The organism is Rhizobium sp. 05L429 (genome assembly GCF_056397645.1).
On sequence record NZ_JBFTNV010000004.1, the window covers coordinates 61,738 to 87,649 of the forward strand.

Annotated in this window: 27 protein-coding genes; 12 read left to right on the forward strand and 15 right to left on the reverse strand. The window is 62.0% G+C overall.

All coding sequences use genetic code 11. The features are described from left to right. Window positions 1-123: 123 nt before the first annotated feature. The 3 genes from AC1DNW_RS05110 to AC1DNW_RS05120 form a co-directional block, all read right to left on the reverse strand. Window positions 124-714 (reverse strand): hypothetical protein, encoded by a 591-nt coding sequence (locus AC1DNW_RS05110; protein ID WP_162748669.1) that lies wholly within the window; start codon window positions 712-714, stop codon window positions 124-126. Between the two features lie 175 nt (window positions 715-889). After that, entirely contained in the window at window positions 890-1,171 is a 282-nt protein-coding gene (locus AC1DNW_RS05115) for a hypothetical protein (protein ID WP_113301532.1), read from the reverse strand. Next, window positions 1,168-1,950 carry a DUF899 domain-containing protein gene (locus tag AC1DNW_RS05120; protein WP_113312287.1) on the reverse strand — a complete coding sequence of 261 codons (783 nt, stop codon included), beginning with the start codon at window positions 1,948-1,950 and terminating at the stop codon, window positions 1,168-1,170. The genes AC1DNW_RS05115 and AC1DNW_RS05120 overlap by 4 nt, the downstream gene beginning before the upstream one ends. A 118-nt stretch (window positions 1,951-2,068) precedes the next feature. Between AC1DNW_RS05120 and AC1DNW_RS05125 the strand changes: the two genes are divergently transcribed. Continuing rightward, the gene (locus AC1DNW_RS05125; RefSeq protein WP_477852141.1) at window positions 2,069-3,289 is read left to right on the forward strand and encodes a helix-turn-helix domain-containing protein; all 1,221 of its coding nucleotides are present in this window, start codon (window positions 2,069-2,071) and stop codon (window positions 3,287-3,289) included. Window positions 3,290-3,319: 30 nt separating this feature from the next. Then, window positions 3,320-3,952: an outer membrane protein assembly factor BamB family protein gene (locus AC1DNW_RS05130; protein WP_113312249.1), complete on the forward strand. Its 633-nt coding sequence runs from the start codon at window positions 3,320-3,322 to the stop codon at window positions 3,950-3,952. 151 nt (window positions 3,953-4,103) lie between these two features. Here the strand turns inward: AC1DNW_RS05130 and AC1DNW_RS05135 are convergent, their stop codons facing one another. Next, window positions 4,104-4,793, reverse strand: coding sequence for a type 1 glutamine amidotransferase domain-containing protein (locus AC1DNW_RS05135; protein ID WP_113312248.1), 690 nt, complete (start codon window positions 4,791-4,793; stop codon window positions 4,104-4,106). Window positions 4,794-5,132: 339 nt separating this feature from the next. Here AC1DNW_RS05135 and AC1DNW_RS05140 point away from each other — a divergent pair, with 339 nt between their 5' ends. Beyond that, window positions 5,133-5,399 (forward strand): hypothetical protein, encoded by a 267-nt coding sequence (locus AC1DNW_RS05140; RefSeq protein WP_113301537.1) that lies wholly within the window; start codon window positions 5,133-5,135, stop codon window positions 5,397-5,399. A 230-nt stretch (window positions 5,400-5,629) separates the two neighbouring features. After that, window positions 5,630-6,466: a hypothetical protein gene (locus AC1DNW_RS05145; protein WP_113312246.1), complete on the forward strand. Its 837-nt coding sequence runs from the start codon at window positions 5,630-5,632 to the stop codon at window positions 6,464-6,466. Between the two features lie 97 nt (window positions 6,467-6,563). On the opposite strand, the gene AC1DNW_RS05150 is transcribed toward AC1DNW_RS05145, so the two are convergent. The 3 genes from AC1DNW_RS05150 to AC1DNW_RS05160 form a co-directional block, all read right to left on the reverse strand. Further along, entirely contained in the window at window positions 6,564-7,367 is an 804-nt protein-coding gene (locus tag AC1DNW_RS05150; protein ID WP_113312245.1) for a class I SAM-dependent methyltransferase, read from the reverse strand. 168 nt (window positions 7,368-7,535) lie between these two features. After that, window positions 7,536-8,393 (reverse strand): N-acetylmuramoyl-L-alanine amidase, encoded by an 858-nt coding sequence (locus AC1DNW_RS05155; RefSeq protein ID WP_113312244.1) that lies wholly within the window; start codon window positions 8,391-8,393, stop codon window positions 7,536-7,538. 31 nt (window positions 8,394-8,424) lie between these two features. Then, window positions 8,425-9,330, reverse strand: a complete 906-nt coding sequence (locus tag AC1DNW_RS05160; protein WP_113312243.1) for a hypothetical protein — start codon at window positions 9,328-9,330, stop codon at window positions 8,425-8,427. A 156-nt stretch (window positions 9,331-9,486) separates the two neighbouring features. On the opposite strand from AC1DNW_RS05160, the gene AC1DNW_RS05165 reads away from it, so the two are divergent. Further along, the gene (locus AC1DNW_RS05165; RefSeq protein WP_113312242.1) at window positions 9,487-10,251 is read left to right on the forward strand and encodes a hypothetical protein; all 765 of its coding nucleotides are present in this window, start codon (window positions 9,487-9,489) and stop codon (window positions 10,249-10,251) included. A gap of 122 nt (window positions 10,252-10,373) precedes the next feature. Here AC1DNW_RS05165 and AC1DNW_RS05170 read toward each other — a convergent pair whose 3' ends face one another. Then, window positions 10,374-10,826, reverse strand: a complete 453-nt coding sequence (locus tag AC1DNW_RS05170) for a TspO/MBR family protein (RefSeq protein WP_113312241.1) — start codon at window positions 10,824-10,826, stop codon at window positions 10,374-10,376. An 87-nt stretch (window positions 10,827-10,913) separates the two neighbouring features. Then, window positions 10,914-11,816, reverse strand: coding sequence for an AraC family transcriptional regulator (locus AC1DNW_RS05175; RefSeq protein ID WP_477852143.1), 903 nt, complete (start codon window positions 11,814-11,816; stop codon window positions 10,914-10,916). Window positions 11,817-11,909: 93 nt separating this feature from the next. Between AC1DNW_RS05175 and AC1DNW_RS05180 the strand changes: the two genes are divergently transcribed. Beyond that, window positions 11,910-12,647: an SDR family oxidoreductase gene (locus AC1DNW_RS05180; protein WP_477852144.1), complete on the forward strand. Its 738-nt coding sequence runs from the start codon at window positions 11,910-11,912 to the stop codon at window positions 12,645-12,647. A 183-nt stretch (window positions 12,648-12,830) separates the two neighbouring features. Here AC1DNW_RS05180 and AC1DNW_RS05185 read toward each other — a convergent pair whose 3' ends face one another. Further along, the gene (locus AC1DNW_RS05185; RefSeq protein WP_477852145.1) at window positions 12,831-13,706 is read right to left on the reverse strand and encodes an NmrA/HSCARG family protein; all 876 of its coding nucleotides are present in this window, start codon (window positions 13,704-13,706) and stop codon (window positions 12,831-12,833) included. Window positions 13,707-13,817: 111 nt separating this feature from the next. On the opposite strand from AC1DNW_RS05185, the gene AC1DNW_RS05190 reads away from it, so the two are divergent. The 6 genes from AC1DNW_RS05190 (at window position 13,818) to AC1DNW_RS05215 (ending at window position 21,952) form a co-directional block, all read left to right on the forward strand. Beyond that, window positions 13,818-14,735 carry a LysR family transcriptional regulator gene (locus tag AC1DNW_RS05190; protein ID WP_477852146.1) on the forward strand — a complete coding sequence of 306 codons (918 nt, stop codon included), beginning with the start codon at window positions 13,818-13,820 and terminating at the stop codon, window positions 14,733-14,735. An 83-nt stretch (window positions 14,736-14,818) separates the two neighbouring features. Next, window positions 14,819-15,577: an adenylate/guanylate cyclase domain-containing protein gene (locus AC1DNW_RS05195; RefSeq protein ID WP_477835105.1), complete on the forward strand. Its 759-nt coding sequence runs from the start codon at window positions 14,819-14,821 to the stop codon at window positions 15,575-15,577. A 140-nt stretch (window positions 15,578-15,717) separates the two neighbouring features. Beyond that, the gene (locus AC1DNW_RS05200) at window positions 15,718-16,287 is read left to right on the forward strand and encodes a TetR/AcrR family transcriptional regulator (RefSeq protein WP_113312236.1); all 570 of its coding nucleotides are present in this window, start codon (window positions 15,718-15,720) and stop codon (window positions 16,285-16,287) included. A 137-nt stretch (window positions 16,288-16,424) separates the two neighbouring features. After that, entirely contained in the window at window positions 16,425-17,618 is a 1,194-nt protein-coding gene (locus AC1DNW_RS05205; RefSeq protein WP_113312235.1) for an efflux RND transporter periplasmic adaptor subunit, read from the forward strand. Between the two features lie 6 nt (window positions 17,619-17,624). Then, a complete protein-coding gene (locus tag AC1DNW_RS05210) occupies window positions 17,625-20,783 on the forward strand; it encodes a multidrug efflux RND transporter permease subunit (protein WP_113312234.1) in 3,159 nt (1,052 codons plus the stop codon). Window positions 20,784-21,154: 371 nt separating this feature from the next. Next, window positions 21,155-21,952: a class I SAM-dependent methyltransferase gene (locus tag AC1DNW_RS05215; RefSeq protein ID WP_113309847.1), complete on the forward strand. Its 798-nt coding sequence runs from the start codon at window positions 21,155-21,157 to the stop codon at window positions 21,950-21,952. Between the two features lie 98 nt (window positions 21,953-22,050). Here AC1DNW_RS05215 and AC1DNW_RS05220 read toward each other — a convergent pair whose 3' ends face one another. The 5 genes from AC1DNW_RS05220 to AC1DNW_RS05240 all read right to left on the reverse strand — a co-directional run bounded on the left by AC1DNW_RS05220 (window position 22,051) and on the right by AC1DNW_RS05240 (window position 25,900). Beyond that, window positions 22,051-22,428, reverse strand: a complete 378-nt coding sequence (locus AC1DNW_RS05220) for a hypothetical protein (RefSeq protein ID WP_477852148.1) — start codon at window positions 22,426-22,428, stop codon at window positions 22,051-22,053. A 210-nt stretch (window positions 22,429-22,638) separates the two neighbouring features. Continuing rightward, window positions 22,639-23,133 carry a GNAT family N-acetyltransferase gene (locus AC1DNW_RS05225; protein ID WP_477852149.1) on the reverse strand — a complete coding sequence of 165 codons (495 nt, stop codon included), beginning with the start codon at window positions 23,131-23,133 and terminating at the stop codon, window positions 22,639-22,641. Window positions 23,134-23,215: 82 nt separating this feature from the next. Beyond that, on the reverse strand, window positions 23,216-23,830 hold the full coding sequence (locus AC1DNW_RS05230; protein ID WP_113309846.1) for a hypothetical protein: 615 nt from the start codon (window positions 23,828-23,830) through the stop codon (window positions 23,216-23,218). A gap of 241 nt (window positions 23,831-24,071) precedes the next feature. Then, entirely contained in the window at window positions 24,072-24,818 is a 747-nt protein-coding gene (locus AC1DNW_RS05235; RefSeq protein ID WP_113309845.1) for an SDR family oxidoreductase, read from the reverse strand. 182 nt (window positions 24,819-25,000) lie between these two features. Beyond that, the gene (locus AC1DNW_RS05240; RefSeq protein WP_113309844.1) at window positions 25,001-25,900 is read right to left on the reverse strand and encodes a helix-turn-helix domain-containing protein; all 900 of its coding nucleotides are present in this window, start codon (window positions 25,898-25,900) and stop codon (window positions 25,001-25,003) included. Window positions 25,901-25,912: the final 12 nt, after the last annotated feature.

Sequence of the window (25,912 nt, forward strand, 5' to 3'; positions counted from 1 at the left end):
GGGGTGCCCAGGATGGGCATTGGCTGCCGGGAGACAGCGAGGCGGAAACGTCAGGGTTATTGACCCGGTTCCATCACGTTGGCGCGATTGGGGATCGTACAAACAGGCAACCAGAAGCCAGATTTACTTCTCCGTTGTGTCATCGTTACCGCCTGGAAGGCCGCTCGCGATCCCATTCCAAGTCCTTGAAATCCAGTTTCCGTCATCGAAAGGTCCGTCAGGCGCAGCACTCCTGCGGAGATCGTAATCAAAGACTTCCAGAACGGTGCCGCTGGTCGATCCAAATTCCGACCTCGCGTATTCCGCATCCCTGAAGCGCCTCTCGACCCGGACAAACCGTTTGTCTTTTGGCCGGAACCAGACATGCATATCAGCCTCGATGGATTTCTGGTGCCACATGCCGCTGTAATGCCAGACGGACTCACCACCCTCCATCTCTTCGGCGATGAACGCGCAGGATGTGTATTTTGGGCCGTTTTCGTCACTGAGAGCCCGCTTCAAGCGGGGATAACGCTCCCAGTCCGCCGCCTCCACCCGCTTGTGATACTCCGTATCCTGATTGAACCGGTGCTCAAATTGAAGCTTGCGCTCGCCATCCGCATCAATATCGTAGAGCTTCTCGCTGTATATCGTGGTCGACCGCGTCGCGGCATAGGCGTCATTCAACTCCGCACAGGACGGGTCCAGTTTTTCCTCCTGGCTGAAAGCCGACACGGAGGCCGTCAAGGCTATCAACAGCCCGCACGAGATCGCAAATCTCCGCAATATTCCGCCCCCAAAACAGCGCCGACATTAACCTGGGCTTCATACGACTTATTCGGGCACACAGGCAATATGCAACGTTTGGTCAAATTTATCCCAAGGCAATGATATGCCGAACCTCCGTCGCCTACGGGCGGCGAAAGCCTCCCTCGCCGCCCATCCACTTGAGCCAAGGCCCGATATGGAACAGGCTCATCAACACATACATCAGCACCATGCCGCTGAAGACCGACGCCCCCTGCATCTGCATGCCGCTCATCGAGCAGATCATCTCGGCCGCCGGCTCACTCGCCGAAAGAACTGCCATCACCGCAAAGACCGGTGCCGCCGCCAGCGACAGCCACCGCGCCATGCCGGACAGGAGCGGGCCGGCGCTGTCGCCGGCCTCCATCTTCGAGGGCGTGCTCATTGCCCTGCCCCATACCGGTCATGATGCCGCCACCAGACACCTTCCTCGTTGCGGCCGAGCGGTGCGCGGTCGAGCCACTGGTACATGCCCCACACGCCATCCAGCCCGCGAGCATAGGAGGAATAGGTGTGGTAGATGTCGCCGCCCTGCATCACGAAGGCGCTGAGGCCCGGACGGTCGCGGATGAAAGTGGTGAAGTCGGTGCCAGTTATCGAGGCGATCAGGTCGGCCGGGCTTTCGCCGCTACTCGGCTTCTGCTGCAGCACATTGGGGATCGGCGGTTCGCGGCGGTAGTTATAGTCGATGCCGCCGCTCTGCTGCTCCTCCGGCGTGAACCAGACATTGAAATCCCGGTTGAAATCGCTGCCATCGGAAGAGGCCCAGTCGAAAGTCCAGCCCATGCGGCGCTTGAACTCCAGAAGCTTCTCAAGCGGCGCGCGCGAGACGGCGCTGAAGGCGACGTCATGATTTTCGAGATGGACCACGACGCCGTTGAAGCCGTCGGCGATCGACGAGCACGAGGGGCAGCCGGCCGTATAGTCCGGGCCGAACATAAAATGATAGACGAGCAGCTGCGAGCGGCCCTTGAAGAGCTCCGAAAGCGACTTCATGCCGGTTTCCGTCTCCAGCCGATAATCCTTCTCGATTTTCACCCAGGGCAGATCCCGGCGCATGCCGGCGATCTCGTCGCTGCGGCGCGTCAGCGCCTTTTCCTGATCCAGCAGCGCAATGCGCGCCTGCAGCCATTCCGCCCGTGTTCCGGTCTTGTGCATCATCATGGGTCTTCTCCTCATTAGCGTTGAAACTTCGGTGCCGGCCGGCCCGTTGCCTGCCGATAGGGAATAAACTAGGTCTTGTTGCCCAAGAGGTGGGAGTTACAAGTGTGACGGGATTCCGATGGACTCGCTGATCGTTGCTGCCGCACAGGCGCTGGCCGCCGGCGATGCGCTGGGCGCGATGAAGCGCGTGGCCCTGCGCGACGACCCGCCGGCGCTCGCCCTGCGCGGCATTGCCATGGCTCAGCTCGGCGATCTCGCCCGCGCCAAGGCGCTGCTGAAGAGTGCGGCCCGCGCCTTCGGCCCGCGGGAGGCGGTGGCGCGCGCCCGCTGCATCGTCGCCGAAGCCGAGATCGCTCTGGTCTCGCGCGATCTCACCTGGCCGGAAAAGGCGCTGGAAGCCGCTCGCCTGACGCTCGCAAGGCGTGGCGACCGCGTCAATGCCGCCCACGCCCGCAATCTGCAGATCCGCCGCCTGCTCCTGATCGGCCATCTGGATGCGGCTGAAAAGCTGCTCGCCGATCTCGACCCCTCACCGCTGCCGCCCGCTGCCCGTGCCGGCCATGAGCTTGCCGTTGCCGGCGTCGCGATCCGCCGGCTGCGCACGGAGCCGGCGAGGCAAGCGCTGGCACGCGCGGCGGAAGCGGCGTCGAAGGCCGATATCCCGGCACTTGCCATCGAGGTGCGCGAGGCGGCAAAGGTGTTGGAAGCGCCCGCCGCCCGGCTGATCGATAGCGGCACGGAGCGCCTTTTGCAGCTTCAGGAAGTCGAGGCGCTGCTTGCCTCCGACACGCTGGTCATCGATGCCTGCCGCAACGTGATACGATCAGGCAGCGAGATCCTGCCGCTGGCAAGCCGCCCGGTGCTCTTCATGCTCGCCCGCACGCTTGCCGAAGCAGCACCATCAGATGTCATCCGTTCCCTTCTGCTGGTCCGCGCCTTCCGCGCCCGCCATGCCGATGAATCCCACCGGGCGCGTCTGCGTGTCGAGATCGGCCGGCTGCGCGCGGCGCTTGCCAACCTTGCCGAGGTGAAGGCGACAAGCGGTGGTTTCATGCTGATCCCGCTCGGCGGCCGTAATGTCGTGGTGCTTGCCCCACCGGTCGAGGAGGAACACGCCCCGTTGCTGGCGCTTCTCGCGGATGGAGAATCCTGGTCCAGCACGGCGCTTTCGATTGCGCTGGGCTTGAGCTCGCGCACCGTGCAGCGGGCGCTGGAAACGCTGGAAGAGGCCGGCAAGGTGCAGTATTTCGGCAATGGCCCGGCGCGGCGCTGGATGATGCCGCCGGTCGTCGGCTTCCCGACAACATTGTTACTCCCCGGTCCGCTGCCGAGCGAATAGCATCTCTCCTGAAACAGAGGATGGAACACCATGAAGACATCACAGGCAGAGATCATCCGCGAATACGGCCCCTTCGAAGGCGCGCGTAATGTCGGCGGCGTCACCTATGACGGCAGCCGGGTCTGGTTCGCCGCCGGTGAAAACCTCCGGGCGCTGGACCCCGAAAGCGGTGCCGAGCTCACCACCATCGACGTCGCCGCTCATGCCGGCACCGCCTTTGACGGCCGCTATCTCTTCCAGATCGCCGAAGACAAGATCCGCAAGATCGACCCCGAAACCGGCACCGTCGTCGCCACCATTCCTGCTCCCGGCAAGGGTGCGGATTCCGGCATGGCCTGGTGCGAGGGCAGCCTCTGGGTCGGCCAGTACCGCGACCGCTGCATCCACGAGATCGATCCAGAAACCGGCACGATCCTGCGCACGATCGAATCCAAGCGCCATGTCACGGGTGTCACCTGGGTCGATGGCGAGCTCTGGCATGCGACCTGGGAGGACGACAAGAGCGACGTGCGCCGGATCGATCCGAAGACGGGTGACGTGCTGGAGCGGCTGGAGATGCCCGAAGGCACAGGTGTTTCCGGGCTGGAGTCCGATGGTGACGGTGTGTTCTACGCCGGCGGCGGCGGCAGCGGCAAGGTGCGGGCGATCCGGCGGCCGCGATGATGGGACGATGTGAGACAAGCGCCTGATTGCGCCTGTCTCATTTGACCGCCGTGGTCCATCCGGACGCACAAGGGACGCTCTAACTCCTCGGATCTGCGCATCAGGCTTTCCGAAAATCGATTCCGATTTTCCTGGCCGGTGCTGGAGCGAGTTACTTGCCCTGTTTGCGAAGCGCGTCGATCAGGACCAGCGCGGCCGGGCCAGACGATGCCGGGTTCTGGCCGGTGATCAATTGCCCGTCGGTAACGGTGTGAACGCCCCAGTCCTTGACCTTGGAAAAGATCGCGCCAAGGCTGAGGAGTTCGTCCTCGACGAGGAAGGGAACGACCTTCGTCAGGCCGACGCCTTCCTCCTCCCCATTGGTGAAGCCGGTAAGCTGCCGGCCGGCCACGAAGGGCGTACCATCAGGGTTTTTCACATGATGAAGCACGCCCGGCGCATGGCAGACGAGAGCGATGGTCTTGCCGGCCGCAATGAAGGACTCGATCAGCTTGATGGAGTTGGCATCCTCGGCCAGATCCCACATCGGACCATGACCACCGGGATAGAAGACCGTGTCGTAGTCGGCCTGGTTGACGCTGTCGAGCCGCACCGTGTTGGCGAGCCGCGCCTTGCCGGCCTCGTCGGCATTGAAGCGCCGCGTGAGATCGGTCTGGAATTCAGTCTCGTCACTCTTGGGATCGAGCGGCGGCTGGCCGCCCTTGGGGGAAGTCAGCGTCATCTCGGCGCCCGCATCCTTGAATGCGTAGTAAGGGGCCGCGAGTTCCTCGAGCCAGAAGCCCGTCTTTTTGCCGGTATTGCCGAGCTGGTCATGTGAAGTCAGTACGAGCAGAACTTTCATGCTACCTATCCTTCTTGGCCTGGGGTTGAACTGATCAGAGACCGAAACCGAAAACCTGCCATCGTGCAGACGATGGCATCTGCGATTGACGACTGCATGAAGATTTGGGTCAGGGCGGAAGTAGCGGACAACTGTGACGAGGGAATACCGCTTACGGGCGAAGATATCAGGGACAAGCCCGGCGATGCGCCGAGTAAATGGCAAGGCCGTCCCGCGAACTGAACAGCGCACTCCGTATTCCCCACGACCGCAACGGAAACTTAACCATACGAGAACCCCTCCGGAACCGCCTCCCGCGGCGGGAAGTTTCCCTCCTGTAATCGAGCAGGTGGGAATGACATGGTTCAGTGGTTTCAGGAGCGGTATATCGCACGCGAAGAGCATCAGCGGATTGTCGATTATTATCGCAAGCTGGTGGCGCAGCTCCATGGCAATGTCAGGGATTTGCGGGCGCGGGCCGAGGCGCCGGTGACGGACGCTCCGCAGCCCGCCGAAGAGCCGGACGACGTGACCGAAGAGCCTGCCAAAGTGCCGCAGGAAAGAGCCCTTGGGCCAAATGTCGTCAGCCTCGGCTTTTACCGCGACCGCCGCAACTCCGGTGCGTGATATCGGCGATCGGCTGCGGCGCGCCGGTTTTCAGCGGTGCCGGAATAGCCATCTTCACCAGGGGATTGAAGAGGAATAATGGCCGGATCCGGCAGGCAGGATCCCATTGCCGGCGTCATGGAACCTTCCGGAATCGCGGCCGTTGTCATCAGCAGGGCGCCAAAGCGGCTGCGAATGCAGCGGTGGCACAGAGCGCATCCAGGATGATGATAACGCCAGGGAGTGATCACATGGCAAATCCCTACAGTGAGACCGCGCCAACTTTTGCAACGGGCACGGCAAACAGCAACCTCACCGCCTTCTTCGACAGCCGCGACGCCGCCGATAGTACCGTCGAGCGCCTGAAGGATGCGGGCATCCCGATGGATTCGATCCGCCTCATGCCCGGCTACGAGGCCGATGGCGACCGCGCCGATGTCGCAAGCGACGACCGCTCCGGTTTCTGGGCAAAGCTGGAGGGCTGGCTCTTCCCCGATGATGACCGCGCCGTCTATGCCGAAGGCCTGCGCCGCGGCGGCTTCCTCGTTTCTGTGCAGGTCGACGATGCGAGCTATGAAACCGCGCACGATATTCTTGACGATGAAGGCTCGATCGACATGGACGAGCGCGCCGACCACTGGCGGCGCGAAGGCTGGGAGGCGCAGCGCTCGACCGAGGCCTATGCCGTCTCGAGCTATAACCGCAAGGGAGCAGCGGAAGGCGACATGACCGTTTCAGAAGACGCCTTCGCGCCAGATACGACTGCCACGGAGCGCGCCATGGCATCGGCGACCGTGTCGGATGAGGCCGGTCCCGGCGCCGGGGAAAACCCGCGCGTCGGCAGGCGTGACGTCAACAACGGGTCGCTGCGCGTGCGCGCCTATACCGTCGAGCAGCCCGCCGTCTCCGATGACACCCAGTTGAGCGAGGAGACCGGCGTGCCGAAGATGGCATCCGGCAGCAGCGAGACGCTCGGTGATAGCGCGAGGAAGATGGAAGCGGAGCGCGGTGACGAACGGATGGGCGGCCAGTCGCAGTCGCAGAGCGGTGGTGGCCAGAGCCAGTCGCAGGGCTTTCGGCGGGAATAGAGCCAACTGCGGATGATGGCAGTGCTCGCACCCCTCTGCCCAGGAAGGCGGAGGGGGTTGGCTCAGCACAACGCTTCATCGCTGCAATTACGTCAGCTCACCCAGGCACCCTGCCCCGGCAAGCCCAGGCAACCGAGGCAAACGAGCGCGGCCCATCGGGCTCACCAGCCTCATAGGCATCCTTCACGGCAGTATCGACCGCCTTGCGCATCTCCGCATCCAGCCCCGCCACATACTTGCCGAGCGGGCCTTCTCCTGACGCGATCGGGTCCCAGTAATCGGCAAACGAGCCGTAATCCATCCGGATCGTCAGCGAAGTCTCCTCGACATCGACAAGTCCGTTGCCGACAAAGCTCGCCTTCATTTCCCCCGGCTGCGTCATCGGCTGGAAAGAATAGCGATGGCGCATCGCCCGCGCATTGGCGTCGATCATGGTGACCGTATCCCACATCATGCGCATGCCGGACATGCCGCCATAATGATCCCAGACGGCGGCGGCAACGACACCGCCCGGACGCACGACACGCCGCATCTCGGCGACCGCCTTGCCGGCCTCCGGCACGAAATGCAGCACGAGCAGCGACAGTGCCCGGTCGAAGCTGTTATCCTCGAAGGGAAGCGCGCAGGCATCCGCCTGACGGATCGCTACCCGCGGGTCCGTGTTGCACCGGTTTGCAGCTTCCACGAAGATGGGCGAAAAATCGATCGCCGAGATCGCCTTGAGACCGGGATTTTCCGCCAGTGTGAAGGCGAGGCTTCCCGTGCCGCAGCCGACGTCGAGAATGCTTTCCCCATCAGCAAGCCCGGCGAAATCGATCAGCCCGGGCGCGAGCCTCTTGCTCCAGCGCCCCATCAGCCGCTCGTAACCATCTGCACTTTCGACATTGAAACTCGACGGCATCGCAGTCCCCCCAAAAGAGGCAAGTAAACGGGACAATGTCTGCACCGACATTAGGGCTGCGCGAGCCACGCCGCAAGCAAATCGGCTGTCTTCGTTTCACACAAATTCGGCCGCAAGACCGCGTCCCGGTTTGCTGCAGTTGCCCTATGGTTTTCGGGGCGCGCTAAGCTATTTCACTTTGACGAGCAGGCGTCCGAATGCGGCATCGAAATCCTCCAGGCTGAAATTCTGCGGGTCGTCATGCCCGTCGCTCAGGCCTTGATCGATTGCCGCATGAAATGCCGGAACGAGGCCAGTCTGGGCACGCATGCTCGCCACGAGATAAAGAAGCGCGAGGCGATCATACTGGGCTTGCGAGAAACCCGGCATCGGCGCATTGCCGTCGGGCTGGCTCGGGTGTTTCCGGCGCGGCTGGACGTTCTCGATGTGAAGGAACATGCCACGCGCCAGGGTTCCTATCTGCAGTTCCAGCTTGGTTGCGCGCCAGGGCACGCCAAAATCATGGCCGACATAAATCTCGCCCCGGCGGTTGAGAAATATGTGCGCCTTGGCGTTCGACGCGCTCTTGAACCCGTCAAGCCGATTGACCTGGTTGCTTGTATCAATGTCGGCGGGAAACTGCGCCACGTTCCCGAAATTCGGCGAACTCGTGTCGTGAATGACGAAATAGCGCGCGAACGGCGCATGCGGATTGTTCGAGTTGCCACGGGATACCGGGGCGTCGAGACTGCCTCCGAGCCCGGCTTCGGTGAGCCCCTGGGCGGAGATTTCATGCTGCACCTTGGCCTTGGAGATATCGACCGGTTTGCCGATGAAGCCGGCAAGATTGGACGGCAGCTGCGCCGGCGCGGCATCTACATTTCCCAGTATTTTCACCTTGCGCAGCAGACAGGACGCCTGTTCGGTGGAATTTCCGGCGAAGGCCATGGTTTCCGTGTCGAATTTGCATTTTCCGAAAATCGCTGCACTCGTCTGGCCGGTCGTACCGGCGAGTATGAGAATGCCCAGGGTCAAAAGGTAACGCATCGCAAACTCCTCTCCTGTTTGCTTGGAAACATCACGGGCACATTGCGCCGCCCGTCAGGTTGAGCTTCTGCTTGGCAAAGGCACATAATTTCGAGATGGCGTTCTCCGGCTTCAGATCGGTGTCCCGGCTGCCTGGGTAGACGATGAAAATCACATCGTGGCCGAGCCCGAAATTCTTGTAGGGATAAACGTGTCCCGGCCCGACGCAGGCAGTTCCATCGCTGTTCCACTTCTTGCAACGGCTTTCGCCGATTGCCTCGAAGACCCTGCTCGATCCCTCACCGAGCCGCATGAAAGGACCACCGTCCGCGATCAGAACCGGCGTCCACCGGTCCTTGTAGACGACGACCCCCATATCGCCGAGCCGCAGTCCGGTCTTGCCCGCGAACATGCGACCCATTTCACCGCTCTTGCTGCCGGTTATCTTGGAAAGGCCGGCCGTCGGCATCACGATGAAGGGAATGCGGTCCGGATCGATTTGCGCGGACTGCGCGGAAGGATTAGGTGAACCTGGCCATTTATAGGACGTCTCCTTCAGGTCCGTAGCGCCGGGCAGACCGTTCCATGCCGCCCAGGATCCATCGACATCGAGCGCCATCTTGCTGCGCCAGTAGATCGCGCCGTCCTTGAGACGTAGCAACGCCTTCACATTGCTGGGGTCGCGACTGCACAGGTAGTACTGTTTCGATTCCGCGACGTTTGGAAGCCTCAGGTTAAAACCGAGAAACTTATCCTTCCTGCTCTGTCCGGCCGCGCCGTCGCAACCGACAAACTCTCCCCGGTAGGACTCGTCGAGCGGCGTCGCAGCGGAGAATTCGACGGCTTTGAGGACGTCGGCGGAGCTCGCCGGCGGTTCCGCGGCGTGAGCGTGAATAGCGAGCATCGCGACGCCAAGCGTCACTAAAACGCGGGATAGTTGAAGCATGTAAAGAGACATGGTCTGCGGCTCCTCCTGCTCGGCTCCGGTGCAACGTGAGCAACCCAAGTGACTATTTCATTTAATCTTAGATTGTGCAATATTAACGACAATAAAAACACCAATGTCTCCGCAGGTTGAAAGTAATTCCCATAAATATTTTGTACGGACGGTAAAATGCAGCAGCTGCTTCTTATGACCTTGAGAAACGTTGGGCTTGCCATTGTGGTCGCCGGTTGCGCCACGCGCGTCACGCAGGCGGCAGAAACCGACCCGGCATCGCTGGTGGCTGAAATGGAACATCGCTTCGAGATGCGCATCAGCGGCGGCCAGTATATGAGGTCATCCTGCTCGCCAACGGCGGCTGACGACTGGCCGGGCGTCGAACTCCTGCGCTGCACCTACAGAGAACTGAACACCGAGGCGACGGTGACGCTCGCCTTGCCGAGCGCCGCACAGCTGGCACGCTGGACAGTTTCCGCCTGCCGCGACGCCGGAGCGACCGACATGAAGGCTTGCGCGCGCCACATCGAGAAGCGCATCTGGTCGGCTTCGAATGCCCAGTTTCCGGTGCGCGGCTATGTGATCGAGCCGCAGTCCGTGATCGGTGGCCCGCCAGACAAGGCCTACTGTTTTCTGTTCCGCGATGGCGTGACGGTAAGGACGGCCGCGGTGACCTCACGCCCGCCGCAAGGCGGCAAATGCGCTCCGCAAACTGCGGAAAATGATCCGATCACGCGCGCTTTCACCTATGCGCGGATCGCGTCTACCACCAGGGCCGAGCTGGCGCTTGCCCCGGGCGCCCCGAGCGAGTCCGCTCTGGCGGGCACGGCTTTTCCCGATGCGGTGCGCAAGGAATTTGTCGCCGCTTGGACCTCCGACCGCAACCGCCTGATCTCAGGTGCTGCCATCGCCGACAAGGCGAATGGGAAATTCCACTGACCGTGTGTTCCCGTCTATCTAGAGCAATTCCAGCAAAAATGGGAACCGATTTTGCGTCCGGAATTGCAGAGAAAACAATAAGCTAGAGCACTGAAGGCGAATCCGTTTTCGCCGGAAAGGCTCTAGTTCATCGAGACGATGGCGGCATTGAGCGCCGTCGCATAAGCCACCCAAACGGCATAGGGCATGAACAGAACCGACGATATCCGGTTACGTTTCCACGACAGGCCGATGAAGGCAAGGATCAGCAGGAGCAGCGGGATGATGATCATCAACCCCAGGCTCGGGGATCTGAGGCCGAAGAAGGCAGGCGACCAGGCGAAATTCAACACCAGCTGGGCGATCCAGGTGGTCATGACGGGTGAGCGCCTGCTGCGCGCATAGGTTCGCGCGCCTGCAATGCCGACGAGGATGTAAAGGACCGTCCAGGCCGGACCGAACAGCCAGTTCGGCGGCGTGAACCAGGGCTTGGCGAGTGACTGGTACCATTCATCCGGCAGATTGATGAGACCGATGAGAAGCCCGCCGCCGAGCGTGAGCAGAATGAAAACGAGATAATGATCAAACCGGTGCAACGGCCCCCCCGCCAGAATCCTAACTTTGAGTGACGATTGAAGTGGCGTCCGCCGGCGCGTCGTCAAGAGCGCCAGGAGTCCGCCCGATCAGGCATCCCGCCAGTAGCGCTTCGGCGCACGGCCGAAGACACGCTTGAAGGCATTGCCGAAGGCGCTTTCGGAGGAATAGCCGAGGGTCGCGGCAAGCCCTGAGACCGTTGCCTCCTTGCGGCGGAGTGCCTCGCGGGCGCGATGCATGCGCCAGCGGGTGACGTAATCGAGGGGCGCAACACCGACCAGATCGCGAAAGCGCTCTGCAAAGGCAGAACGCGACATGCCGATACGGCTTGCGAGCTCGCCCACCGTCCAGCGGTATCCCGGGTCGTTATGAACAAGGCTGATCGCCTTGCCGATTGCGGGATTGCCGAGCGCGCCGATCCAGCCCGCATTGTCTGCGCCGGCACGGGCGACATGGGCGCGCAGCGCCTGCACCAGCAGGATATCGCCCATCCGCCGTGTCATCAGCGTCGAGCCCATTTCGCCGGTCCCGAGCTCGTCATCGAGAGTGGCGAGGGTGGCGCTGAGGAGCGCGGCGGCGCGGTCGCTTGCGGGGATATGGATGAAGGGCGGCAGCGCATCGAGCAGAAGCTGCGCATTGCCGCCGGATATGATGAAACTGCCGCCGATCAGCGCCGTCTCGTCGCCGCCATGCCGGGCAATATTGGAATGCTCCCAGTCAAAAAAGGCGATGCCATCCTCCGGCTCGCTCTGGAGATCATTGGCGATCACATAATCAGGCGCATTGGCAAGCAGGAACGTATCGCCGGCATCAAGCCTGAAGGGCGGCTCGCCCGGCAAAATTATCCAGCACCCGCCCCTCAGCACCGCGACGAATTTCAGCGCCGGCTTCGGCGGGAAGCGAAAGGCCCATTGGCCGCCGACCTCGAAACGAGTGCAGCGGGCGCTCTGGATATCGACAAGCGAAAAGACATCCGACAGGGGATCGATCATGATTTCCGGACGATCTCGACGAAATGACAGAGCCTGCAGCATAGATTCTCCAAGCTGCGGCTGCAATCCTTGGGGATAACAAAGGAGAACGAGATGTCACCGATCAAGGACAAGATTATCGCCATTACCGGCGCCAGCAGCGGGATCGGCGAAGCGACCGCGCTTATACTGGCCGAGCACGGCGCCAGGATCGTGCTCGGCGCAAGACGCACCGACCGGCTGGAAGACCTCGCACGGCGTATCAGGGAGCGAGGCGGCGAAGCCATCCATCTCGCCGTCGATGTGAAGAAGCGCGCCGATCTGGAAGCGTTGGTCGCGTTGGCCTGCGATACCTATGGCAGGCTCGACGTGCTGATCAACAATGCCGGCATCGGGCCGATCTCGCCGATGGATGAATTGAGGGTCGAGGATTGGGAGGAGATGATCGACGTCAATATCAAGGGGCCGCTCTATGGCATCGCCGCCGCCCTGCCCGTTTTCCGCCGCCAGGGTTTCGGCCATTTCGTCAATACGCTCTCGACGGCCGGTATCACCATCAAGCCGACCATGGCCGTCTACGCCGGCACGAAGAACGCCATGCGCACCATTGCCGAGGGCCTGCGGCAGGAGGCCGGCCCGAACCTGCGTGTCACCAATATCTCGCCGGGCTTCATCAAGACGAATTTCGCCGACTCCATGACCAGCCCGACGATGAAAGCCGGCATAACCAGGAGCATGGAGGAGATGGCGATCACGCCTGACGCGATCGCCCGCGCCATCGCCTTTGCCATCGAGCAGCCCGCCGATGTCGATGTCGGCGATATCGTCATCCGGCCGACGGCGCAGGCGTGAGGATGGCGCCACTCGCAAGCGCCGCCCATATGACGACGACGGCCACCCCCACCCTCTGTCATGCTCGGGCTCCTCCCGAGCATCTGCGACGTTTCCACGAATGGCACGTTGGTTAGATCCTCGGGACAGGCCCGAGGATGACGGAAGGCGCGGCAGTCGCTCCCACATAACGCGAGAACTCACTCACGCCTTGTCGAGAACACTCCAGTCAAAACTCTTCGCCCAGTCGGCATAGCTGTGCCAGCCAACATCAGGGAAATCCCGGCGCAGGGTGGCGATATTGGCGGAATAGCCCGTGCGGTCGAACCATTCGAACATCAGCGCCGCATCTTCGCTCTGCTGGCGCATGGCCGCAATCGGCAGCTCCTGGAAGCGGATCGGCTGGCCGAGCGCCTCGGTGAGAATCTTAGCCTGCTCCTCGCCGGAGAGCTCGTCGCCTGCGATATCGAAACGCTTGCCGAAGACCTGCTCGCGCCGTTCTGCAAGGGCGGCGACGAAATGGCCGATATCGTCGACGGCGATCTGCTGCAGCTTGCGAGCCGCCGGCAGCGCCGCAGCGTAGACGCCCTGTTTCAGGCCGCCGATCGACCAGGGGGCGACGGTATTTTCCATGAAGGCGACGGGTGCGCTGATCGTATAGGGAATGCCGAGCCCGGCGACATGCTGCTCGACCAGATATTTGCTGTCGAAATGCGGAATACCGGTCTTCCTGTCGGCATCGCCGACCGAGCCGTAGATGAGATGGCCGATACCGGCCTCCTTGGCTGCATCGGCAGCGGCAATACCCTGGCGCGTCTCCGCTTCGATGCCGGCCTCATAGCTGTTGCCCATCAGGTACATCGTCTCGGCGCCCTTTGCTACCTGCACGACGGAATCCCTGTCATCGAGATCGCCGGCGACCACTTCGACGCCTGTGGCGGCAAGCCGTCGGGCGGCATCGCTGTCCGGTCTGCGCGTCAGCCCCTTGACGCGATGGCCGCGTGAGGCGAGCGCGCGGGCGACGGCGCCGCCCTGCTGGCCGGTGGCGCCCGATACGAGAATGGTTCTGGTGTTGCTCATGTCTCTGCTCCTTCTATTGCTCATGGCAGTTGCTGATGGAGCAGATTTAGGATTGCCGCATTGGTTCATAATGGCCTAAAAATGCCAAACATCGTCCCATTGAGAGCAACAATGATCGATCTCAACGACATCGTGATCTTCTCCCGCGTCATCGAAACCGGCAGCTTCACTGCGGCGGCCCGTCTGCTCGGCATGCCCAAGACGACGGTCAGCCGCAGGGTTGCAGCCCTCGAGCGTGACCTTGGCGTGCGCTTGCTGCAGCGCACGACCCGCAGCCTTGGCATGACGGAGGCCGGGCGGCTCTATTATGAGGAGGCAAGCGAGGCACTCAGGAAGATCGAAGGCGCCAACAACAGGCTTGCCGAAGCGCAGGCCGAACCCTCCGGCACGATCCGCATATCGGCGCCGGTCGGCTTCAGCGGCCACTTCCTGCAGGAAGCGACCTTCGAATTCATGGCCACCTATCCGAAGGCCAAGGTCGAGCTGCGGCTGACCGACGAGCGGCTGAACCTGGTGGATAATGGCATCGACCTTGCCTTCCGCACGGGATCCCTTGAGGATTCTACCCTCATTGCCCGCAAGCTCGGCCCCACCTATCGCCTGCTTTGCGCCAGTCCCGCCTATCTCGCCCGCGCCGGCAAACCGGCCACCCCTGACGATCTCGCAGGCCATGATTGCGTCATCGCCGGGCCATCGGCCGCCCACGCGCAATGGGTGCTGGAAGGCTTGGCCGGGCAGGAAACGGTGTCCGTATCCGGCCGCTTTGCCGCCAATGAAATGCAGGCGGTCATGGAGGCCGCGATCGCCGGCCACGGCATCGCGCAGCTGCCTTACGGCGTCGCCTTCGCCTGTATCGCAGACGGGCGACTGCAGCGCGTGCTCGAGGACTATACGACGGCCTCCGGCGGCCTGTATGTCGTCTATCCGAGCAGCAAGCACCTTTCGCCGCTGGTACGCGCCTTCATCGCGCTCGCGGAAAAGCGCCTGCATGCGGCCGATACACGAAACATCCTGCCGGATAGTCCATAGGTCAGCCGCGCTTCAGCCTGAATGGTTGCCAAAGCCGCCCGATAGGCAGAAGCTCGTTTTCTGTGATCGGGGGAAAGCGGCATATGGCGATATCAGCGATATCAGGGCAGCCGGCAAAATCCGGCAGCGCCGGCATCTGCCGTGGCTGCTGGGACCAGATGCATATGCCGATCCCGATTGGCGGTCCGCTCTCGCTGCCCCTGCGCGCCTTCGGCATCACCAGAAGCAAGATGAACCCCGATATCTGCACGATCTGCGAGCGCTCCTTCAAATATGTGAAGAAACAGCGCCACATCACCTCCGGTGCCACCATCCTGTTTGCCGATATCAGGGGCTATACCGGCCTTTCGGAACGCATCGGTGCCGTCGAGCTCAGCCATATCGTCAGCCTCTTCCAGGACCGTGCGGCGCAGGCGATCTGGGCCAATGACGGCATCGTCAACAAGCAGATGGGCGACGGGCTGATGGCGATCTTCAACTTCCCGATCACCCGCAAAGACCATGCCGCAGCCGCGATCATGGCGGGCAAGGACATCCAGCGTTTCTGCGGCGAGGCGCTGGCCACCCTCAATATCGGCCAACCGCTCGGCGTTGGCGTCGGCATCCATACGGGCGACGTGCAGATCGGCGAATTCTCCAGCTTCCGCAGCGATTTCACCGCGATCGGCGGCGTGGTGAACCAGGCGGCCCGGCTGGAATCGCAGGCGGCACCCGGCGAGATTCTTGTCTCGCTGGAAACCACGCTCCAGGCCCCCGAACTGATGGGCGGCACGGAAGCACGGTCGCTGTCGTTGAAGGGTATCGAGCAGCCAGTGGAGGCGCGGGTTTTGCGGGTAGAGTGAGCCGAAATCCCATATTTCCCAGGCTTTTCAGCGCTATGGCTCCGGCTCCTTTCACCGCCCCGTCATTCCATCAAAACAAAACCACTTGCATTTAAATCCGAACGTTCGTATTTTTATCCACGAAACCGGGAACCGTATTCGTGACGCGAACGCGCAAGATCACCACTGACGACATTCTCGACGCTGCCGAGCGCGTCGTCGTACGATCAGGTGCGACCGGGTTGTCGATCGATGCGGTGGCCAAGGAAGCCGGCGTCAGCAAGTCGCGCGTCGTCTATGACCACAAGACCAAGAGCGCACTGCTGGAAGCGCTGGTCGATCGCCGCGTCGGCGCCGATATCGCCCATATGGAAGAATGCGTGAAGGTAAGCAGCGACACCCCTCACCCGGAGCTTTACGGTCGCATCGCGGCTGCTGACAAGACGCTTGACGATACCGACCGCGCCGTGGCGATGGCGATCAGCGCCTCCATGTCGAGCGAGGAAAATCTGCAGCAGATCATCCGCAAATGGGTGGTGACCGATCTGGCGGCGATGGCCGCCGGGCCAAAGCCGCGGGCAGCACTGATGGCCTATCTGGCGCTGACCGGCTTCTATTGTACCGAACTCTTCGATTTCCACCGCTGGAGCGGTGAGGAGCGGCAGGAACTGCTCGAGGATATCCGCAAGGTCTACACGACCTTCCCCGAGCAGCCTGAAACGAAGACTTGAAAACCTCGAAACCACAATACCTTAAGCAATTCCAGGAAAAGTCTGAAACGGCCTTCCGTCCGGAATTGCGTGAAAATGAAGAAACCAAAGCAATAACCTAGCAAGCCGCCGGGGGCGGCCAAAAAGGGATGTTACCGATGTTGCGCAATACCAGACTGCCTCGCCCTTTGGCGTTGATGGCAGCCACGACCCTTCTCGCACTGGTCGCCGGGCAGACGTTCGCCCAGGAAGGTGGCATGCAGATGCCGCCGGCGGCCGTCGGCGTGGTCGAGATGAAGAGCCATGCCGTGCCTGTGGTCAACGAATTGCCGGGCCGCATTGCCGCCACCCGCGTTTCGGAAGTGCGCGCCCGCGTCTCCGGCATCCTGCAGGAGCGCGTCTTCGAACAGGGCACCTTCGTCAAGAAGGACGACGTGCTCTACCGCATCGATCCCCGCATTTTCCGCGTCCGCGTCGCCTCTGCTGAAGCCACGCTGCAGCGCGCCAAGGCGACACTGCAGAATGCCCGCCTGCAGCTGGAGCGCCAGCAGAACCTGAAAGAGCGCAATATCGCGACCGGCATCGATTACGATTCGGCAGCCGTCGCCGTCGCCCAGGCCGATGCCGATGTGGCAAGTGCCGAGGCCGGCCTCGATGAAGCGAAGATCAATCTCGATTACACCGAGGTCCGTGCGCCGATTTCGGGCATCATCGGCGGCGCGCTGGTGACCGAGGGCGCGCTCGTGACCGCCGACGGCACCTCCAATCTGGCGCTCATTCAGCAGGTCGACCCTGTTTATGCCGACTTCACCCAGTCGGCTCAGGATCTCTTGAACCTCAAGCGGGCGGTGGCCGACGGCAAGCTTGCGAGCACCGCACCCGGCGAAGCCCGCGTCGAACTCGTCTTCGACGATGGCAGCCTCTATGCCGAGCCCGGCCGGCTGCTCTTTGCCAGCGCCAATGTCGACCCCAATACCGGACAGGTGACACTGCGCGCCGAATTCCCCAACAAGAACGACGATCTCCTGCCCGGCATGTATGTGCGCGTGCGCATCGAACAGGCCGTGCGCCAGGATGCGCTGACCGTGCCGCAGCGCGCGGTGACCCGAAACGAGGCCGGCCAGGCGCAGGTCTACGTGCTCGCCGAAGGCAACAAGGCGGAGCTTCGCCCTGTTACCCTCGGCCAGGTTCTCGGCTCCGAATGGGTCGTTGAATCCGGCCTGAAGAGCGGCGAAACCGTCATCGCCGATGGCGTCCAGAAAGTGCAGCCCGGCGCGACAGTGGCGCCCGAACCCTGGAAGCCGGACGCGGCAGCGGACGCTTCGGCGCCCGCCCCGGCAAAGGCGGAGTAAGAACTCATGGCACAATTCTTCATTCGCAGGCCGATTCTGGCCTGGGTCTTCGCACTGTTCATTTCGATTGCCGGCATCATCGCGATCCCCTTCCTGCCGGTCTCGCAATATCCGAAGGTCGCCCCGCCGCAGCTCTCCATCTCCACCTCCTATCCGGGCGCTTCTCCGCAGGAAATCTATCAGGGTGTGACGCGCCAGATCGAGGATGAGCTGAACGGCGTCGAAGGCCTGATGTATTTCGAATCGACCTCGGACAATTCCGGCTCGGTCAGCATCAACGCCACTTTCCGCGCCGGCACCGATATCGACCAGGCCTCCGTCGACGTGCAGAACGCCATCCGCCGCGTCGAAGCCCGCCTGCCCGCCACCGTGCGCTCGCAGGGCATCAACGTGGAAGAGGCAAGCTCCGGCTTCCTGATGTTCATCGCGCTCACCTCCACCGACGGCACGCGCGATGAAGTGGCGCTCGGCGATTACATCACCCGCAACATCATCGGCGAGCTGCGCCGCATCGATGGCGTCGGTCGCGCCCAGCTCTTTGCCGCCCAGCGGGCGCTGCGCGTCTGGATCGACCCGGACAAGATGGTCGGCCTGAACCTGACGACCGATGACATCAACGCCGCGATCACCGCCCAGAATGCCCAGGTCGCCGCCGGCCAGATCGGCGCCGCGCCGAACCCCGTCAGCCAGGATCTGACGGCAACGGTGCTGATGCAGGGCCAGCTGCAAACGCCGCAGCAATTCGGCGAGATCATCCTTCGCGCCAATCCCGATGGCTCCACCGTGCGCCTGAAGGATGTCGCCCGCGTCGAGCAGGGTGCGGAATCCTATAACTTTACCAGCCGCCTGAACGGCCAGCCAAGCGCGGCGATCGCCATCCAGCTCTCGTCGACAGGCAATGCCGTCGCCGTCTCCAATGCGGTCAACGCGAAGATGAAGGAGCTTTCCCGCTTCTTCCCCAAGGGCATCGAATATTCCGTTCCCTACGATACCAGCCCCTTCGTCTCCGCATCCATCGAGAAGGTCATCCACACGCTGGTCGAGGCCGTCGCCCTCGTCTTCGTGGTCATGTTCATCTTCCTGCAGAATTTCCGCTACACGGTCATCCCGACCCTCGTCGTGCCGGTGGCGCTGCTCGGAACCTGCGCGGTCATGTATGCGACGGGCTTTTCCATCAACGTGCTGACCATGTTCGCCATGGTGCTGGCGATCGGCATCCTTGTCGATGACGCGATCGTCGTCGTCGAAAATGTCGAGCGCATCATGGCCGAGGAAGGGCTGTCGCCAAAGGCCGCCGCCCAGAAGGCGATGAGCCAGATCACCGGCGCCATCTTGGGTATCACGCTGGTTCTCTCCTGCGTCTTCATCCCCATGGCCTTCTTCCCCGGCTCGACCGGTATCATCTACCGCCAGTTCTCGCTGACCATGGTCGTCTCGATCCTGTTCTCGGCCTTCCTGGCGCTGTCGCTGACACCGGCGCTCTGCGCCACATTCCTGAAGCCCATCAAGCAGGGCCACCACCACAAGCGCGGCATCGGCGGCTGGTTCAACCGCAATTTCGAGCGCATCACCGCGGGCTATTCGAAAAGCATCACCGGCATGGCGCGCCGCGCCGGGCGCATGATGATCGTCTATCTCGCCCTCGTCATCGGCCTCGGCTATCTCTTCATCAACCTGCCGACGGCCTTCGTGCCGGATGAAGACCAGGGCTTCATGATCGTCGATATCCAGGGCCCGCCGGAAGCGAGCGCCAACCGCACGATCGAATCCATCAAGCAGGTGGAAAAGATCTTCCGCACCGAATCCGCCGTCGAGAATATCGTGGCGATCCAGGGCTTCTCCTTCTCGGGCAACGGCGCCAATGCCGCCCTCGCCTTCGTCACCCTGAAGGACTGGGCAGACCGCGGCCCCGGCAATACCGTGCAGGAAATCGCCAACCGCGTGAACGGCCAGCTCTTCGCCCTGAAGGATGCCACGACCTTCGCGCTTTCGCCGCCGCCGATCGAAGGCTTCGGCGCCACCGGCGGCTTCTCCTTCCGCCTGCAGGACCGCGGCGGCAAGGGCCAGGTGGCCCTCTCCGAAGCGGCGGGCCAGCTGATGCAGATGGCGGGCAAGAGCCCGGTCCTGACGGGCATGCGCGTCGAAGGCATGCCTGACGCAGCTCAGGTGCTGATGGTGATCGACCGCGAGAAGGCCAACACCTTCGGCATCTCCTTTGCCGACATCAACAATGCGATCACCGCCAATCTCGGCTCGTCCTATATCAACGACTATCCGAATACCGGCCGCATGCAGCGCGTCATCGTCCAGGCGGATGATCGCGCCCGCCTGCAGATCGACGACGTGATGAAGATCAACGTGCGCAATGCCAGCGGCGGCATGGTGCCGCTCTCCTCCTTCGCCATTGCCCAGTGGCAGAAGGGCGCACCGCAGATCGTCGGCTATAACGGCTATCCGACCGTTCGCATCTCCGGCGCCCCCGCCCCCGGCCAGTCTTCGGGTGCGGCAATTGCCGAAATGGAGCGCCTCGCGTCGCAGCTTCCTGATGGATTCGGCTTCGAATGGTCCGGCCAGTCGGCGGAGGAAATCACCTCCGGCAGCCAGGCCCCGATCCTCTTCAGCCTGTCGATCCTCTTCGTCTTCCTGCTTCTTGCAGGTCTCTACGAAAGCTGGTCGATCCCGCTCGCGGTCATGCTCGTGGTGCCGCTCGGCGTCATCGGCTCGGTCGCGGCAGTGATGCTGCGCGATATGCCCAACGACATCTACTTCAAGGTGGGCCTGATCGCGATCATCGGCCTCTCGGCCAAGAACGCCATCCTGATCGTCGAATTCGCCAAGGACTACTACGCCGAAGGCAAATCGCTCATGGATTCGGCAATCGAAGCCGCCCGCGTCCGCTTCCGCCCGATCATCATGACCTCGCTGGCGTTTACCCTCGGCGTCGTGCCGCTGGCGATCGCCACAGGGCCGAGTGCCGCGAGCCAGAACGCCATCGGCACCGGCGTCCTCGGCGGCATGATATCAGCCACGGTTCTAGCCATCTTCTTCGTCCCGGCCTTCTTCGTCTTCGTGCTGAAGCTGATGAGGACGAGACGCCCGGTCACTGAGGAGCAAACGCCGGCAGCACCCGAGACACCGCCACCCGCACCGGCCATCCACTCCTGACCTACGACCGGTGCGTCATGCCTCCCGGGCTCCCTTGAGGGCCCGGGAGGTTTTTTTGTTTGGGGTGTAGTTGAAGCCAATCGAGACGTTGTGCAGCGTGGCACCCCGCTGTGGCCTGCCGGCCATCTCCCCCCACAAGTGGGGGAGAAACGCTGGGCGCACCGACTTCCCCAAACAATCAGCGTTATAGCTTGGCGAAACGGTAGAGAGACGCGAAGGTCGGGCGGCTCGTTATCTCCCCCACCTGTGGGGGAGATGGCCGGCAGGCCAGAGGGGGGTGCCACGCGGCACACACGAAACTTTTGCCCAATAGACACCCCATCCACCCGCCCTATATCCGCCCGGCAAAAGCACAATTGCCAGGAGCGCCCATGCCATCCACCTTCATCGCCAAGGGCGCTACCGCCTATGAAGCCAGCATGGGCCGCTGGAGCCGCAAGCTCGCCACGCCCTTCCTTGACTTCGCCGGCGTGCCCAAAACCGGCCGCGTGCTGGACGCCGGTTGCGGCACGGGCAGCCTGACGCTGGCGCTATCGGCCCACCCCGGCATCATCGCCATCGAAGCCCTCGACTTCGAGGAGAACTTTGTCGCCGCCCTGCGCGCCCGCTCGGATGACGCGAGGATATCAGCCCGACAGGGCGACGTCTGCGCCCTGCCCTATGAAGACAAGAGCTTCGACGCCGCCTATTCGCTGCTCGTCCTGCACTTCGTCTCCGATGCCGACAAGGCCATCACCGAAATGCGCCGCGTCCTCAAACCGGGCGCCACCGCTGCCGCCGCCGTCTGGTCCTATGGCGGCATGCCGAGCTGGCGCCTTTTCTGGGACACGATCCGCGCCCTCGAACCCGAAGCCGAAGGCAGCGGCATCCCTTCCGGCCCGCGGCCGATGACGGCGGAGGGCGAGCTGCGAGCGCTGTTTGCAAGCGCGGGCTTTGCCAATGTCACCGAGGCGAGGCTGACGATCATGATGGACTACGCCGATTTCGACGATTTCTACCTGCCGAAAGTCTATGGGCAGGGACGGTTTTCGGCTTTCTTCGATGGACTGCCGGAGGTCAGGCGGGAGCGGCTGCGGGAGGCGCTGAAGGCGGCCTATCTCGATGGCAGGCCAGAGGATGGACCGCGTGGGTTCGAGAGTGTTGCCTGGGCGGTAAGAGGCATTGCCTGAACTCGCCTTCATCCTCCACGGGCCACAGCATAGCCGCTACGACTGCCATGGGAAAGTGATCCGCCGATTGGCAAGGTGACTATACAAAGCCTCGCTCGTCAGTACGCCATATTCCGCAGCTCAGGAAAATCGTAGTAGCGCAACCGCTTGTCGTGGCACCGATAGTCATTCTTTTTGAGGCCGACGATCATGTTCTGTTTCAGGGAAAGGCCGATATAGGACCAGTTCGGGTAGGCACGCTCTGCCGTCCGCGTGCAATAAGCGTAAATCTGTTTTTCAGGATCGAGCAGCACCACGCTGGAAATCTCGGCCTTCACGAAGTTCCCCGGTTTGATGGTCCCGCGCAGGGCATCGACATACTCGCGTTTAACCGAGCTGGAAGGAGGACGCTGAGAATCCGCAACGGATTGCGGCGCCGGAGTCTGGCAGCCGGCAAGCGCCAGCGCGGCGGCACCAAGAAGTACAGTCGTCCTCATTCAGTTCTATCTCCCCATGGATAAGCGCACAGCGCGGACATTTCCTACAAACATTGCGAGAGTAATATTTGCAATACACGGCGAAAAATATGACCAGGGTCACGCGAACGTAAGGCGCGATACGCATGCCGGCGTTGAAGAGCATAGAACAGCCGATGGAGGCGCGGGTCCTGCGGGTGGGTGAGCGGGGCCTATCCCGGCCCGGCCGCCCTAGCGGATGATCTGCATATACCGGTCCGGGTGCTGCAGGGTTTGAAAACCGAGCTTGGCATAGAGCCCGTGCGCATCGCTGGTAGACCGCATCCAGCGCTTGACCGTTGAAAGATCCGGATGGTTGATAGCGCTCTCCGCAAGCCACATCCCAAGCCCCTTGCCGCGATGGGCGCCGAGCACGAAGACATCGCGCAGATAGGCAAAGAGCGAACCATCCGTCACCACCCGCGCAAAACCCGCCTGCGCGCCATCGGGGCCGTAAAGACCGAAAGGCATGGAACCCGCGATCGCCTTTTCCACCAGCGCCCGCGAGATGCCCGGAGACCAATAGGCCTCCTCGGCAAGGAAGCGGCTGATCATGTCCATGTCGAGACGGGCGCGATCGGTGTTGACGGTATATCCATCCCGGCTCCACTCGAAAGCCTGGGTTTCATTGGGTAGAAGCTGCATGTGATGGTCCTGCTTGCCGGCGCGGTATTCGTCCTGATTCACTAGGGCATGTGTCGTGGCGGCGGTAGTCGTTTAATGTCACGTCGATAATGATGCGGCTGCAGGCGCCAGGCTTGGCCAGATATCAAGTGATGACGAAGGCTTTTGATTTCAGGCAGAGCCTAAATACGATCAGAATGAATAAGCCGAGCCCAAATACACCAACAAGGACACCGAAATAAATCTCCAGTGGGAGATCATGAAGTCCAAATAAGTTCTCCCGAAGATGACATTTTGTGGCGCTGGCGCTGTAACCACCGCGATAATCGAGCCTACGACAATAGTTTGGCGTGGAAGGGAAAAAGAAAATAAGGAGATTCATGACAAGCGGACATGCGAGACTTACCAACAACCCCTTGACTACTTCCCGGAAGCTCGCCCGAGTTTGCGCCGTGTTCTGCTCCGGCTGCTGATTCCTCCCGTCCGACTTCCGAACGATCGACAAAAGCCAGCACAAGAGAAGAAGCACAACGGTGCAAACCGCCTGGGCCGTCAACACAATCGTCATGTGATCGACAGATGGCCGCCAAAGGTGAACCGTGAAGGCGGCAACGCCCGAGACAAGAGCCAAGATGGACATAATTGCAGTAAAGGAGACACCTTTGCGGGCGCCAAAAGCTGAGAATAGGCCGTAAGCTCCAGCCATGGTCAGGCCGAGGGGAACAGGCCCGATCGCCCATGGAAAGGAGAGATCAATCATCGCGCCTCGTTTGTATGCTTCTCAAGCAACGTCAAAACGATAGTTTGAAGAACATAAACTTTCGCCTAGAAGTTTTAAACTGGGGCAAAGCCGAATTTGTTCGACCTCCCCTCTTCGCGACGGAATATTGATCGCTGCCCTATATCCCGCGGGCAGATCATAGGCCTCCCGGGCCTTGACGAATCCCGGGAGGTGTATGGTTTTCAGCCAGTTCCTTTGGCAATGACTGGCCTGGCAAAACTCACCACGCTTGCTGCGTCGGCATCACAAACACCTCGGCAATATCCATATGCCGGGGCGACTGCAGCGCAAACAGCACCGTCTCGGCGATATCCTCGGCCTTGAGGAATTCCATCTGCGTCTTCAGCTCCTCCATCTGCTGGCGCGCGGCCGGGTCCGATATCTGGTCGTAGAGCTCGGTCTCGACAGCACCCGGCTGCACGCAGGTCACCCGGATATTGTGCTTCTTGCCAAGCTCGATGCGCATGCCATCCGAAAGCGCCGTGATCGCATGTTTCGTGGCGCAATAGACCGACAGGCCCGCAAAGACCTTGCGGCCGGCAATCGACGAGGTGTTGACGATATGACCGGATTTCCGGCCGATCATGTGCGGCAGCACGGCGGCCGTCGTGTTGAGCACGCCCTTGATATTGACGTCCACCATCCGGTGCCACTCATCCGTCTTCAGCGCATCGATATCCGAAAGCGGCATCAGGCCGGCATTGTTGAAGAGGATATCGATCGTGCCGAAGGCATCAGCGAGCCTTGCGACGCCTGACGCAACGGAAGCGCTGTCGACGACATCCATCTCCAGCGCTATTCCCTGCCCGCCGGCCTTCTCGATCTCGGCAAAGAGGGCCGCCAGCCGATCGGTGCGCCGCGCGGCAAGACCGACCTTGGCGCCACTGGCCGCAAGCTTCAGCGCCGCGGCAGCGCCGATACCGCTCGATGCGCCCGTGATAAGAGCAACTTTTCCTTGGAGAGACATGGTTTCATTCCCTTTTCTGCCGTCCTGAGACGGTTGGTTTCGACGGGAACAAACTACAAAGATGGCCGCGGCCTTTCGCTCGGCCGCTTGCTGAAACTGTCGGGGATTTGCTGCGAAAGAAAGTAATTCCAGCAAAAGCGTGCAGCGGTTTTGCGTCCGGAATTGCGTAAAAGAAAAAGGCTCTACCCGCGATAGTCACGCGGGCTGACGCCCACCTGCCGGCGGAACACCTGCGCGAAATGGCTGGGGCTGGAATAGCCGAGATCGAGTGCGATCTGGATGACGCTGGCCTCCGTCTCGCGCAGCAGCCGGCGCGCCTCGGCCATCTTCAGCTGGATGAAATAATCCGAGGGCGAAGAACCGGTCGATTGCTTGAAGACGCGGGAAAAATGAAAGGCGCTAAGCCCCGCCTCGGCTGCCAGGCTCTTGAGATTGAAAGCCTGATCGAGCCCCGCCTCCATCATCCGCACGATCAGCTGCAGCTTGAAGGCCGGCAGCGCCCCGCGCCGGGCGGGCACCGCGCTATCCCGCTTGCCGTATTGCCGCACGAGATGGACGGCGAGCGCCTGCGCAATGCCCTGCACAACCATTTCACTGGGCTCGGCAGCGTCCGTCAGCTCTTTCAGGATCATCCCCATCAACCCCGAAATCGCCTCATCCCGCGCCCCCGAAATATCCGCCAGCCGAAACCGCTCCGCGCCGTCAGCACCAAAAACCTCTGATATCGCCCGCTGGTAGATCGGCAGCCCGAGATAGAGATGCATGACGCAAAGCGGCTCGCCTTCACTCGTCTCCCACCGCATCTCATAGGGCGTCTCACTCTGCGTCAGATAAAAATCCCCCGCCGAAACCTCCACCGACATCCACTCCCCGCCGATGTCACGCTCCTCGATGCGAGCTGAGCCCGAGACGATCCAGACCAGCAAGGGTTCGGCGACGGCGGGTATGAGGAGATTGGTTTCCAGCGGCTGGTGGGAGAGCAGGTGGACGGAGATGGTGCTCCACGCCGGGCCGTGGCTGCGCGCCAGAAGCCGCGCGTGGATGCGCTGGCTAAGGGCTTCGGCGGTGGATTTTTCGGGCATGGGTAGCCTCGG

Excerpts from the sequence above, each read along its gene's own strand:
- AC1DNW_RS05135 (WP_113312248.1), bottom strand. The coding sequence starts at position 4,793 with ATGAAAGTTCTGCTCGTACTGACTTCACATGACCAGCTCGGCAATACC.
- AC1DNW_RS05175 (WP_477852143.1), bottom strand. The coding sequence starts at position 11,816 with ATGATCGATCCCCTGTCGGATGTCTTTTCGCTTGTCGATATCCAGAGC.
- AC1DNW_RS05125 (WP_477852141.1), top strand. The coding sequence starts at position 2,069 with ATGGACTCGCTGATCGTTGCTGCCGCACAGGCGCTGGCCGCCGGCGAT.
- AC1DNW_RS05190 (WP_477852146.1), top strand. The coding sequence starts at position 13,818 with ATGATCGATCTCAACGACATCGTGATCTTCTCCCGCGTCATCGAAACC.
- AC1DNW_RS05150 (WP_113312245.1), bottom strand. The coding sequence starts at position 7,367 with ATGCCGTCGAGTTTCAATGTCGAAAGTGCAGATGGTTACGAGCGGCTG.
- AC1DNW_RS05140 (WP_113301537.1), top strand. The coding sequence starts at position 5,133 with ATGGTTCAGTGGTTTCAGGAGCGGTATATCGCACGCGAAGAGCATCAG.
- AC1DNW_RS05205 (WP_113312235.1), top strand. The coding sequence starts at position 16,425 with ATGTTGCGCAATACCAGACTGCCTCGCCCTTTGGCGTTGATGGCAGCC.
- AC1DNW_RS05235 (WP_113309845.1), bottom strand. The coding sequence starts at position 24,818 with ATGTCTCTCCAAGGAAAAGTTGCTCTTATCACGGGCGCATCGAGCGGT.
- AC1DNW_RS05130 (WP_113312249.1), top strand. The coding sequence starts at position 3,320 with ATGAAGACATCACAGGCAGAGATCATCCGCGAATACGGCCCCTTCGAA.
- AC1DNW_RS05165 (WP_113312242.1), top strand. The coding sequence starts at position 9,487 with ATGCAGCAGCTGCTTCTTATGACCTTGAGAAACGTTGGGCTTGCCATT.
- AC1DNW_RS05160 (WP_113312243.1), bottom strand. The coding sequence starts at position 9,330 with ATGTCTCTTTACATGCTTCAACTATCCCGCGTTTTAGTGACGCTTGGC.
- AC1DNW_RS05120 (WP_113312287.1), bottom strand. The coding sequence starts at position 1,950 with ATGATGATGCACAAGACCGGAACACGGGCGGAATGGCTGCAGGCGCGC.
- AC1DNW_RS05230 (WP_113309846.1), bottom strand. The coding sequence starts at position 23,830 with ATGATTGATCTCTCCTTTCCATGGGCGATCGGGCCTGTTCCCCTCGGC.
- AC1DNW_RS05115 (WP_113301532.1), bottom strand. The coding sequence starts at position 1,171 with ATGAGCACGCCCTCGAAGATGGAGGCCGGCGACAGCGCCGGCCCGCTC.
- AC1DNW_RS05220 (WP_477852148.1), bottom strand. The coding sequence starts at position 22,428 with ATGAGGACGACTGTACTTCTTGGTGCCGCCGCGCTGGCGCTTGCCGGC.
- AC1DNW_RS05155 (WP_113312244.1), bottom strand. The coding sequence starts at position 8,393 with ATGCGTTACCTTTTGACCCTGGGCATTCTCATACTCGCCGGTACGACC.
- AC1DNW_RS05195 (WP_477835105.1), top strand. The coding sequence starts at position 14,819 with ATGGCGATATCAGCGATATCAGGGCAGCCGGCAAAATCCGGCAGCGCC.
- AC1DNW_RS05240 (WP_113309844.1), bottom strand. The coding sequence starts at position 25,900 with ATGCCCGAAAAATCCACCGCCGAAGCCCTTAGCCAGCGCATCCACGCG.
- AC1DNW_RS05145 (WP_113312246.1), top strand. The coding sequence starts at position 5,630 with ATGGCAAATCCCTACAGTGAGACCGCGCCAACTTTTGCAACGGGCACG.
- AC1DNW_RS05185 (WP_477852145.1), bottom strand. The coding sequence starts at position 13,706 with ATGAGCAACACCAGAACCATTCTCGTATCGGGCGCCACCGGCCAGCAG.
- AC1DNW_RS05215 (WP_113309847.1), top strand. The coding sequence starts at position 21,155 with ATGCCATCCACCTTCATCGCCAAGGGCGCTACCGCCTATGAAGCCAGC.
- AC1DNW_RS05210 (WP_113312234.1), top strand. The coding sequence starts at position 17,625 with ATGGCACAATTCTTCATTCGCAGGCCGATTCTGGCCTGGGTCTTCGCA.
- AC1DNW_RS05180 (WP_477852144.1), top strand. The coding sequence starts at position 11,910 with ATGTCACCGATCAAGGACAAGATTATCGCCATTACCGGCGCCAGCAGC.